Source organism: Globicatella sulfidifaciens DSM 15739, from assembly GCF_900167405.1.
GTDB lineage: Bacteria > Bacillota > Bacilli > Lactobacillales > Aerococcaceae > Globicatella > Globicatella sulfidifaciens.
The window spans coordinates 20,152-32,525 of sequence record NZ_FUWO01000012.1; the positions used below are offsets into that span (position 1 = coordinate 20,152).

Sequence of the window (12,374 nt, forward strand, 5' to 3'; positions counted from 1 at the left end):
TTTTTCCCGTTTTGTAGAGTTAGTTAATATTAAATTATGATTAAACTTAAAAAAACGAATAGGAGTGCGCAGGAAGTAGAAAATCGATTGATTTCCGCTTCGTCTGCCCACCCCAAAGTTTATTAGGTCATAAATGAGTCATTAAACGCAGTTTGAGTTAACTCTTATTATTTTGGTTTTTATTAAAAATGAGTCATATTATAACTAACAGGTAGACAAAGATTGACTTTGAACAGAGAAAGTCTATATCTCAAACACCAAAATTATTTAATGTCTATTTTCGCTTATTCTTAATAAGAATAAACCCTCCTCCGGCTAATATGAGTGCTACGATAACAATCCATAAAGAGTCTTGTTCACCCGTTTGTGGTAATAAACCTTTTTGAACTTGTTTTGTTTTACTCACTTGTAATGCTTGAGTAGTGGTTGGTTCTGATGTTGTTGACATTTCATGCGTTGTTTCGGTGGTGTCGCTCTGAACGGTTGTGGTATCAGTTTGATTACTTTGGTAATTTTCCAATAATATTTTTTCAACTGCATCATAAGTCGATATGTTGGCTGACGCTTCCCAATTTAATAACATCATCAGTAAAGAATCAATATGTTTTAATTGTTCTAGTGTCAGAGCTGTCTTAGTGGTTAAATTATTTATAGTACTCTCAAGTAATTGATCAAATAAATGAGGATAATTATTATAAGCTTGTTTAAATGGATATGTGACATCATTACCTTGTAGATGGACTTCTCGACTCCATTGAAGGAAGTCTTCATCTGGAATTTGACTTGCAATAGCTTGTGTCATTGGTGTATGGGTAATCGCAAATTCACGTAATGTATTCGCCACATCGAAAATTTGTTGGGTAGTGAATCTTTCAGGATAATACGTCACAAACGCTCTTCTGAACACTTTTAGATAATTATCATCGGTAGCAGTGAGTGGCAATCCTGTAATTTCACTAATCTTACTTAATTCTTGTGACGTAATACTTGATAGTTGTTCGGCTGAAATATCGGTTCTTTCAAGTAGCTTTTGTCTAAACTGTTCTTCTTCGATTTCTTGGGAAACTGAGGTAGTTTCTGATGTTAAAGTTGTTTCAATTGTAGTTGTTTCTTCAGCTACCGTTTCTTCGACGGTTGTTTCATCCACTACACTTTCTTCAGATGTTTCGACGGAACTCGTATCGCTAATAGTCTCTTCAACGGTTGTGTCTTCTGTCTCTTCTATTGTACTTTCTTGACTCATTTCGACAGTAGTTGATTCCGTTACCGTTTCTTCTGTTGCTTCAACTGAAGAACTTTCCACGTTGGTAGTTTCAGATGATTCGTCGGATATATCCTCGGATAAGGTTGTCTCTGGATCTTCCATGATTGTATCCGCTATGGTTTCGACTTCGGTTGTTGGTGTTGTTTCAGCTTCAGTTACTGTTGTATCTGGTGCAACCGTCGTGGTTTCTACCAAGGCATTTTCAGCCGATTTGACTGCAGCGCGTTCACCCTCTGATAATTTTCCATAATTAAGATCCACATTTGCCAAAACCTCTTGTATGGCTTTTGTCGCATCATCTGGATAGGCTTGTTTCGCACTATCATACTCAGAAATTAATGCTTTTGGATCAACATTTTTTAACTCTTCTGCTGACTTACCAGTCGTACTGATAATTTCCGCTAATATACTCTTAAATTTTGCTATTTCTACTGAATCTGAAATCAATCCTAATTGCGAATAGTGACTTGCAATGGAATGATAAATATCTTGCCATGGAGTTGCATTAGATGCCGATTCATAAAATTTTAAAAGATCTTCATTATCTACTTTTGCTAACTGTGTCTCTACGATGGGTTCTTGTGTCAAGAGGCTTGTTTTTATCTTAGCTAATAGGGCTAATTTATCCTCTTGTGCGAATACACTATACCCATTTTCGGTATGACCAATGACATTTACAAAACTAGGAAAAAAACTACCAAAAACCATTGTACTTAATGATACTATTACCATTTTTTTCAGTTTCATTTAAAATCCCTCCTCTTAGTATTTTAAGTATAAAAAATATTTGTGAAGTTTCTGAGAAAAAATCAAGCTAAATTGTATAAAGTTTTAGTTTCTTTTACTCGCTTTATGAATAATTTATGGTATGATATCTTTGGATGTTTTGGGTTTGCTCAAAACACATGAACCATAAAGGAGGAAATATCTGAATGATCAATGTTTCTAATGTCAGCTTACAATTTCCGGATCGTAAATTGTTTGATGAAGTAAACATTACATTTAACCCTGGCAACTGCTATGGTGTTATCGGTGCAAATGGTGCTGGAAAATCAACATTTTTAAAAATTTTATCTGGTGAGGTTACACCGACGACAGGTTCTGTTACGATGGACCCTAATGAGCGTTTAGCGGTATTAAGCCAAAACCACTATGGTTTCGAAGAATATAATGTCATTGAAACAGTCATGATGGGACACAAAGAGCTCTATGATGTAATGAAAGAAAAAGATGCTATCTATATGAAAGAAGATTTTTCTGATGAAGATGGTATTAGAGCGGGTGAACTAGAAGGTTTATTTGCTGAAATGGGTGGCTGGGAAGCTGAATCAGAAGCGAGCAATATGCTACAAGGTCTTGGTATCCCTACTGAAATGCACTACTCAAAAATGAGTGAATTAATTGAAGCAGATAAAATTAAAGTCTTACTAGCCCAAGCTTTATTCGGCAAACCTGATAATTTACTTTTAGACGAGCCGACCAACGGTTTAGATGCTCAAGCTATTGATTGGTTAAGTGATTTTATCCTTGACTTCCCGAATACTGTGATTGTCGTTTCTCACGACCGCCACTTCTTAAATACTGTGTGTACACATATGGCCGATGTGGACTTTGGTAAAATTAAAATTTATGTGGGTAACTATGATTTCTGGTTACAATCAAGTCAATTAGCTGCAAAAATGGCTGCAGACCAAAACGCGAAAAAAGAAGAACAAATCAAAGAATTACAAGCATTTATAGCGCGCTTCTCTGCGAACGCCTCTAAATCAAAACAAGCCACATCGCGTAAAAAATTATTAGATAAAATTACCTTAGATGATATTCAACCTTCTTCACGTCGCTATCCTTTTGTTGGATTTACCCCTGAACGTGAAATTGGTAATGATTTACTACGTGTCGAAGGATTATCAAAAACTATTGATGGTGAGAAAGTATTAGATAACGTCACTTTTACACTTCAACGTGATGATAAAGTAGCCTTTGTAAGTCGTAATGATAATGCTGTCACTGCATTCTTTAATATTCTTATGGGGGTTGATGAACCCGATTCCGGTACATTTGAATGGGGTGTCACCACTTCTCAAACATATTTACCTCGTAATTCTGGAGATGAATTTGACGGAGTAAATCTAAATATTGTAGACTGGTTAAGACAGTATGCAGCTAAAGAAGAACAAGATAATACTTTCTTACGCAGCTTCTTAGGCCGTATGCTTTTCTCAGGTGAAGACGTAATGAAACCTGTTAATGTGCTTTCTGGTGGTGAGAAAGTTCGTTGTCTATTATCGAAAATGATGTTATCTAAAGCAAATGTTTTAGTTATGGACCAACCGACGAACCACTTAGACTTAGAGTCTATTACCGCATTAAACGAAGGTTTAATTAAATTTAAGGGCGCAATTTTAATTGCTTCTCATGACTATGAAGTATTAAATACGACTTGTAACCGAGTAATTGAATTAACACCAACTGGCGCCTTTGACCGTATTAATACAAAATACGAAGAATACGTTGAAGATAAAGATTTACAACAACGTGTTGCAGCAATGTACCCAACAAAATAATCGTAAGATTAAATTAAAAGGAGTTATTTAAATAAAATGGAAGTTTTTGACTACGAAGATATTCAGTTAATCCCTAATAGATGTATTGTAAGTAGCCGTTCAGAATGTGATACCTCCATAAAATTTGGACCGCGCACATTCAAAATCCCTGTAGTTCCTGCTAATATGCAAACCGTAATCAATGAAGAATTAGCGATTTGGTTTGCTGAAAATGATTATTTCTACATCATGCACCGTTTTGATGAAGAAGGTCGTAAACCTTTTATCAAAATGATGCATGATAAGGGCTTATTTGCTTCTATCAGTGTTGGTATTAAACCATATGAGTATGATTTCGTACGCGAATTAGTTGCTGAAAACTTAATTCCAGAATATACTACTATCGACGTTGCTCATGGGCATTCTGACGATGTCATTAAAATGATTCAATTCATCAAAAAAGAAATGCCTGATACATTCTTAATTGCAGGTAATGTCGCAACGCCAGAAGGTGTTCGTGAATTAGAATTAGCAGGTGCCGATGCTACTAAAGTGGGTGTAGGTCCTGGTCGTGTATGTATTACTAAATTAAAAACAGGATTTGGAACGGGTGGTTGGCAATTAGCAGCAATTCGTTTATGTGCTAAAGCAGCGCGCAAACCTATTATTGCTGATGGTGGAATTCGTCATAATGGCGATATTGCTAAATCAGTACGTTTCGGTGCAAGCATGGTAATGATTGGCTCGTTATTAGCCGCTCACGAAGAAAGTCCTGGTTTAACTCGTAAAATTGATGGTAAAATCTTTAAAGAATATTTCGGAAGTGCTTCTGAATTCCAAAAAGGTGAACGTAAAAACGTCGAAGGAAAAATTGAATTAATCCCAACACGTGGACACTTATCTGACACCTTAATTGAAATGCAACAAGACTTACAATCTTCTATCTCTTACGCTGGGGGTAAAGATTTAGATTCTATCCGTAAAGTGGATTATGTAATTGTTCGTAACACCGTATATAACGGAGATAGATAACATAATAACAGGCGGGCAAGTAGTAAATTATTTGATTTGCTACTCGCCCGCTTTTTTACTATATTCATTATTCTGCTTAAACGTTTCAATTCATTCTCTTATCTATTATATAGGATTGATGATAATTACAATCAAATTTTAGAAGTAATTTTTCTAATTCTCTCATAACGTTTACGCAAATTAAAAAGAAGTCAAGTAAAAATGGAATATTTCTACATGACTTCTATTAATGTTTTAATGGAAATGGGGCTAAACATGATTAATTCAGTCAAGTGATTGCTCGATGATGGTTAGATCAGTGATTGAGAGACATCAATCTATATTTTAAGACTAATTTGATACTTTCGCAAAGGTAGGGGGAAACAAAGCGAAATGCATCTAATTTTCGTCTCCTAACCACTGCATCAATATAATTGATGGACACTTTTTTATCAATTTGCTCTTCCTTTGACATTCTCAATTTACCAAAACTATTTTTAGGAACTTTTTTTGTTAAAAACCAAAAATGTTCCTAATATTAATAGCATATAGCCCAATAACATCAAGTAAACAGTTTTTTTCGACCCGGTACTAGGTAACATACTAGAATAGATTAAATCATTGGCTGATAAGTCTGGTTTTAAAGTAGAATCTACGGTTCTTTCTGAATTAAAGTCATTTTCTGATGACTCTTGTTCTATTTCAACATTCTCATTATCGGTTGTTATTTCATTCTCAATTGAGTTTTCCTCGCTTGGATTTTCTTCATTCGGTTCCTCTTTAGCTGAGTTTTCATCAATTGGACTTTCTTCGTTGTCCTTTTCAGAAGGTTCTTGAACAATATCGCCTGTTTTCTTTAATAACCAATTATCAGTCGTTCCCCAGGCTTCAGCATCAGCAGTCACGTGTAATCCAAAAATTAGTTCAGTTGATTCTTTAAGTGTAAACTCAATATTAGCTTCCTGCCAATTCGCATAGCCTTTTAAATTAATCGTTGAAGTTAACAACATACCATCAGGATATTTAATGAATGCATAAATATTTTCACTCTGCCCCGTTTGATCTCCTTGCATCAATAAATTAAACTGATACATTCCCGGTGCTAAAAATACTTTTTGTTCAACATCAAAATCAATCGTTTGATCCGACCAAAAGTGCAGAGCATATTCGCCATCTTTTGGTGTATCATTAAGACGCGAAACATATCCTTCACTAATTGTATAACTATTAAGATTTTCTTCCTCAAAGCTAGGGTTATCTAATAAACTCTCAAATTGTTCTTTTGGTTCTTCTATTATTTCTCTTTCTGGTACCTCACCATAGCCATTATTTACTAATTCAAAGACTTTTATAGAAGGTAGTGCTTTACCATTGAAATCAAATAGCGCTTGGTTATCCCAAGCAGAACCACCATACGTTGATTCTGTTACATTCGAATCATATTCTATCGCATGAGAAGAAGCCCATCCTGACCCATATTTTTCCCAAACAGGAAGATTCTGTTCCCAATTTGGTTTGCCTACGGGGACCCAAGCTGGTTCCCAATAAAAAATCCCCAACGCACCAGCTTTATTCGCTGCATCAATGACGTCTCGAATATTATTGGTTTGGCCCTGAACCGTTGCTTCATAGCCTCCCAAATCAGTATCTGACGTAGACCCGATAACATTCCCGTGACCATCACCGTCTTCAAGAGTATAAGCATAACTCGTTTCTGCAATTAATGTTTTCTTATTATAATCTTGACTAATTTGTTGTAAAACATTCGTTAAATTTTCTAGTTTTCCGTGCCAATATGAATAATAACTTGTCGCAAATACATCATAATCAATAGCATAATCAGACAATCCTTTAGCAAAATTAAGTATAGTGTCTGTTTTCTCAGGATTAGTAAAATGAAGGGCAATTTGGATTCCTGGATCAATTTCTCGAATGGCTCTTGAGCCTTCTTTGAATAATTGATATTTTTCAATACCTTTTTCACCCGCAATACCACTACCTGTCGTTTCATTTCCTACTTGCACCATCGTCACATTGACACCCGCTTTTTTTAGCTCCAACAAACTATCCTTAGTATATTCATAAAGAGCCGTGGCTTTTTCATCAACGGTCATCTCTTGCCAAGCCTTTGGAGCCAACTGACGTCCTGGATCCGCCCAAAAATCTGAGTAATGAAAATCAACTAAAACATTTAACCCTGCCTCAGTTGCACGTTTTCCAATTTCAATCGCTTTATCTAAATCATTATTGCCTCCACCATAACCGTTACCATCACTATCATAAGGATTATTCCATACTCTTATCCGAATATAATTGACACTGTTTTGTGCTAAATAATCAATCAAATCCACTTCTTTTCCATTTAAGTCATAATATTTTACACCACTTTGCTCTTGAGCTATCAAAGTTGATATATCAACTCCCTTTATGAAATCATCCGGTAAGTCTTCTACCTTTTCAACATAAAAATCAGTTGGTAAAACATCATTTAGTTCGTCTGAAATTTGTTCATCATTCATAGTAACTGCTGGAGTCGTTTCGTTATTATCTTTTTCTAAGTCGGTCTCTTTCGTTTCTCCTGACTCTTCACCATCAGGTGTCTCATTTACTGTTGTTTCAATTAAAGTATTTTCGGTGATTTTTTCCTCAGCCAAACTGCTTTCATTAACTACTTTTGTAGAACTACTTGCCATATCTTCATCCTCAACTCCATTATTTTCAATATTATCTACTTCATTCATAGAGTTTTCTGTAAGTTCCTCAATAACCTCTTCATTTTTCTTGTCTTCAGTTTGTTCTGCAGGGGGCATATTTTCTAGTAGAGTACTAACGATAGCTTCCTCATGATTAGTTTCCCTTACCACTTCCTTACTATCCTCATCAACTTTCTCTTTCATTGCTAGTTCTATACTTGTCCTAGATTCTAAATTAATTAATTCACTTGAGATAACTTGATTGTTACTATCAACCTCTTGCGCAGAAACCGTCGCATTTGGCATTGCAATCATTAAAGATGTTCCTAACATGAATAAAAGCTTTTTTGCATTCATTCTCATTATTTCATCGGCCTCCTTCTTATTTTTGTCATTGCGATTACCTCAAAATTAATATTTCACGCTCCTTTCACATTGAGTTAACGCTTACATTTTATTCGAATAGTAGGTGGGCAGGAAGTAGAAAATCGAATGATTTTCGCTTCGTCTACCCACTCCTGCACTGTTTGAGACCACTCAACCACTGCGCGTATAATTAATGAGCCATAACTTGATTGAATTTTTAATATTTTTGCTCAGACTGTTATGATTTCTTTGTGTTTAACGTCTTTTTAAGACCTTAACTCCATAGACTGGTAGTGAAATATTTTTACCTTGGGTTTCACCAGAAATAATATCCACTGTCTCCTCCTTTACGGTAATAGATTGTGGGTGTTCAGAAAAGTTCATCACAAAGTAATAATCTTGATTATTTTTTGTTCTAGATTGAACAGATACAACTGGATTTCCATTAACAACAAAGGGATTACTTAAATCAAACTCCTCGATGATCGCATCATAGATAGTATTTAAAGATGATACTTCCGTTCTCGCCCCGATGAAGTACGCTTGACCTTTTCCAAATGTATTTACAGTAACAGCTGGAGTACCTGCATAGAAATCTTTTTCATAACTTGCCAAAGTCTTAGCTGATAATAAGTCAATCACTGATTGATAGTCTTTAGTCTCAACAGTGGTTCCATCTAAAAATGTTATTTGATTATATTGACTTGGATAATACGTATCCGTTTCAAGAACAGAAATGCCAAATAATTCTTGTAAAGGTTCAGGCCAACCACCTAAATAAGTTAAATCCGATTCATTTACTAATCCTGTCAAGTAAGTAGAAACTAAAATACCGCCCGAATGCACATATTCTTGCAACTTGATCATAGTACTTTCATCTATCATATATAGCATTGGTATGATTACCAACTTATATTTCGATAAATCGTGTTCTTTAGTCACAACATCCACTTCAATATCACGATCCCAGAAATAGCGATAATGATCTTGTAATGTATGTGGATAGCGTTTTGTTTCTAATCCAAAACCTTGTGCATCATCTAATGCCCATTTGTTTTCCCAATCATAAATCATCGCAACTTTTGCATGCTTATCACTTGTCTTAACCTCTTGTATTTTTTCAAGCACTTCGCCTACAAGACTGACTTCTCGGAACACACGATTATTTTCAGAATTATCATGATCGACGACTGCGCCATGAAATTTTTCACTTGAACCGCGCGATTTACGCCATTGGAAATAAAGATTACTATCAGACCCATGTGCAATAAATTGTAAAGAGGACAACAAATGCATTCCCGGTCTCTTTGTTTTATTAACTTTATGCCAATTAACACCGCTTGGAGTTGACTCCATAATTAAGAAAGGTTTTTGTTTCAAACTGCGATATTGATCATTAATAAAACCAACTTTACTTGCTAAATCTGCAGTAGTTCCCCAATCATTATGCCAAGCTGGATAACAATCCCAACTGATAATATCGACATGCTGAGAAAATTTAGCATAATCTAGACTTTGGAAAGGAATAAGATCATCTGTATCCGCCATAAAATTAGTGGTAATCGGAATATCCGGGGTAATCTGACGAATATCTTTAATCTCATGTTCATAGAAATCAATTGTTTGATCGGTCACAAATCTTTTCCAGTCTAAATTTAAACCATGCACTGCATTCTCACCAATAGGTGAAGGAGACTCTATTTGATCCCAATCTGTTATTGTATGACTCCAAAACGGTCCCCACCAAGCATAATTAACTTCATCTAAAGTTTTATACTTATCTTTAACCCATTGTCTAAAATTCGCTTGACAATAATCACAGTGACACTCACCAGAATATTCATTTGAAATATGCCACATTAATAGAGCCGGATGGTTCTTATATCGCTCTGCTAGAAGTTTATTGATAATCGCTATTTTTTCTCGATATACCGGTGAAGAAAAGCAATGATTATGACGTCCACCATGTAACATTTTTTCACGTCGTTCATTTGTACGCAACACCTCAGGATATTTATGCGACATCCAAGCTGGTCTAGCCCCACTAGGAGTTGATAAAATAACATTGCCACCTATTCCCGCAATATCATCCATAATCTTATCTAACCATTCAAAATTAAATTGACCTTCTTCAGGCTCAAGTGTCGCCCATGAAAACATTCCTATCGAAAATGTATTGGTATTCGCTTTTTGCATCAATTCAATATCTTTTTCTAATATCTCTGGATAATTTAACCATTGATCGGGATTGTAGTCTCCACCATGTAAAAACCTTTTCTCACTCATATATTTATTCATTTCATTCTCCTATCCTTTTGTTCCTCCAGTTGTTAACCCAGAAACAAAATGTTTTTGTAATGACAAGAACACTAATGCGATTGGAATACTAATCAAAATAGCTCCAGCAGCAAAAGTTGTATAACTTGCTCCCATCTTATCAGTAACCAATTTATATAAGCCTATTGGTAAGGTATAATATTCTGGTTGTCTTAGTAAAACCGATGATAATGCGAAATCACCTAATGGTCCAGTAAAGCCATTCATCGCTACTACTGCTAACATCGGACGCGATAATGGTAATAAAATCTGTAAAAATATTCGCGTATTTTTAGCGCCATCAATTTTTGCACTCTCATCTAAATCGATTGGTATCGAATCAAAATAGCCTTTCATTAAATAGGTATTCATAGGAATTTGTCCACCTACATAAATTAGTATCAATAACCAATGACTGTTTATTAACCCTAACATTTGTGCTAAAACAAAGATAGCAATTAGGGCTGAGAATTGGGGTATCATTTGTAATAGTAAAAAGAGCATTAATCCATTTTTTCTACCTTTAAAACGAAATCTCGAAAAAGAATACGCAGTCATTGAAACAAAAATTAACGACAAAATCATTGTAAAGAAACTTATTTTCAAAGAATTCAAATACCAACGACTATATAAAAGAGTTCCTTCATTAGCAAACAATCTTTTATAATGGGTTAATGAAGCATTTTTAGGTATTAAACTCGTTGAGATTAAACTATTTCCTGGGTTAAAGCTAGCACCAACAGTCCATAATAATGGATAAATAATAACCACACAAACAATGATTAATAATAAATAAGTTGACAGAAGTCGTGTACGACGTTGTTTTGTTAAGGAATGTGTTTTTTCCACTACGATCTACCTCCTTCTTTAAATGAATTCGTTCTTCTAAATTGCCATAAAGCAATCGCAATTACAAAGATTGAGAGTAAAATAGTTAAAGCTGCTGCCAACGCATACTGACTCTTTTGCATCGTTAATTTATAAATCCACGATACAAGGATATCGGTACCACCAGCTGTTGATCCTGGAACAGCTGGTCCTCCAGAATTAAATAGATAAATAATATTAAAGTTATTAAAATTAAAAGTATACTGCGTAATAATGATTGGTGCCATCGAATATAAAATTAATGGTAAGGTAATTTTTCTAAATTTTTGAAAACCATTTGCTCCATCGATGGTGGCAGCTTCATACAAATCGTTTGGAATAGATTGTAACGTTCCGGTCGTCACAATGAAGATATATGGAAATCCTAACCATCCTTGTATCATTAATAATGCAATTTTAGTCCAATTTGCATCGATCAACCATGGGATTGGGGAAACTCCAATTAAACTTAAAATGGAATTATTAATCGCTCCAAAAGTATCATTAAACATTCCGGAAAACACCATAATCGTTACAAAACCTGGAACAGCCCATGGTAAAACAAGTATGGTTCGGAATAATTTTTTAAATTTTAAGTCCTTTTGGTGAACGACAATGGCTAACAAAATACCAATTGAAACTTGTAAAGTTGAAGCGACTAAAGTCCATATAACCGTCCAACCCAATACATTAAAAAATGTCTCTCGCCAAATATCAACAGTAAAGATTTTAGCAAATGTTTCAAGCCCCACCCAATCAGCTAGATTCGCTGGCGCTGAATGATATAAATCGTAATTAGTAAAAGCCAATGCAATACTAAATAAAATTGGAAAAATAACAGAAAATACTAATAAGAAAAAAGCGGGACTACTCATTAAATAAGGATATCCCTCACTTAATAATGCCTGGTAACTCTCCACAATGTTATTCACCGCATTGCCTTCATCTATCTTGCGTCCATTACGAAAAGCATCTTTTAAATTTAAATAATAAAATCCTAAACCGAATATTAGGACTATCAACGCAACCAAACCTTCAGCTAAAAGGAAAATTGAATTATCACGAGGTAACTCTGTTCCTAAGGTAAATAATCCCCAAATACCCATATTCAATAAATCTTTGAATACAAAGAAGTAAGAAACTGTAATAACGAGAAAAATAAGCCCTTTAATATATTGTCGATTATAAATCTGCCCCAATCCAGGAACTACTGATAGAATTGTGGCATTTTTTGCATTTTTTGATGAGTAAGATTGATCACTCATAATCATTACACCTACCTTTATTAAAGGCGACGAAAGATTCGTCGCCCAT

General features: G+C 34.9%; 7 protein-coding genes. 2 read left to right on the forward strand and 5 right to left on the reverse strand.

Annotated features, from left to right (window positions below; translation table 11 throughout):
• Positions 1–274 precede the first annotated feature (274 nt).
• Positions 275–2,011, reverse strand: a complete 1,737-nt coding sequence (locus B5D12_RS07035) for an LPXTG cell wall anchor domain-containing protein (protein WP_078756157.1) — start codon at positions 2,009–2,011, stop codon at positions 275–277.
• Between the two features lie 185 nt (positions 2,012–2,196).
• Between B5D12_RS07035 and B5D12_RS07040 the strand changes: the two genes are divergently transcribed.
• Positions 2,197–3,828: an ABC-F family ATP-binding cassette domain-containing protein gene (locus B5D12_RS07040; RefSeq protein WP_078756158.1), complete on the forward strand. Its 1,632-nt coding sequence runs from the start codon at positions 2,197–2,199 to the stop codon at positions 3,826–3,828.
• Positions 3,829–3,864: 36 nt separating this feature from the next.
• Positions 3,865–4,839: a GMP reductase gene (gene guaC / locus B5D12_RS07045; RefSeq protein ID WP_078756159.1), complete on the forward strand. Its 975-nt coding sequence runs from the start codon at positions 3,865–3,867 to the stop codon at positions 4,837–4,839.
• 476 nt (positions 4,840–5,315) lie between these two features.
• Here guaC and B5D12_RS07050 read toward each other — a convergent pair whose 3' ends face one another.
• The 4 genes from B5D12_RS07050 to B5D12_RS07065 form a co-directional block, all read right to left on the reverse strand.
• On the reverse strand, positions 5,316–7,874 hold the full coding sequence (locus B5D12_RS07050; protein ID WP_234982933.1) for a glycoside hydrolase family 53 protein: 2,559 nt from the start codon (positions 7,872–7,874) through the stop codon (positions 5,316–5,318).
• Between the two features lie 258 nt (positions 7,875–8,132).
• Positions 8,133–10,175 (reverse strand): beta-galactosidase, encoded by a 2,043-nt coding sequence (locus tag B5D12_RS07055; protein WP_078756160.1) that lies wholly within the window; start codon positions 10,173–10,175, stop codon positions 8,133–8,135.
• A gap of 9 nt (positions 10,176–10,184) precedes the next feature.
• Complete coding sequence (locus B5D12_RS07060; protein WP_078756161.1) at positions 10,185–11,042, reverse strand: galactooligosaccharide ABC transporter permease GanQ; 858 nt, start codon at positions 11,040–11,042, stop codon at positions 10,185–10,187.
• Entirely contained in the window at positions 11,042–12,325 is a 1,284-nt protein-coding gene (locus tag B5D12_RS07065) for a galactooligosaccharide ABC transporter permease GanP (protein ID WP_078756162.1), read from the reverse strand. Before B5D12_RS07065 ends, B5D12_RS07060 begins: the two co-directional genes overlap by 1 nt.
• Positions 12,326–12,374 lie beyond the last annotated feature (49 nt).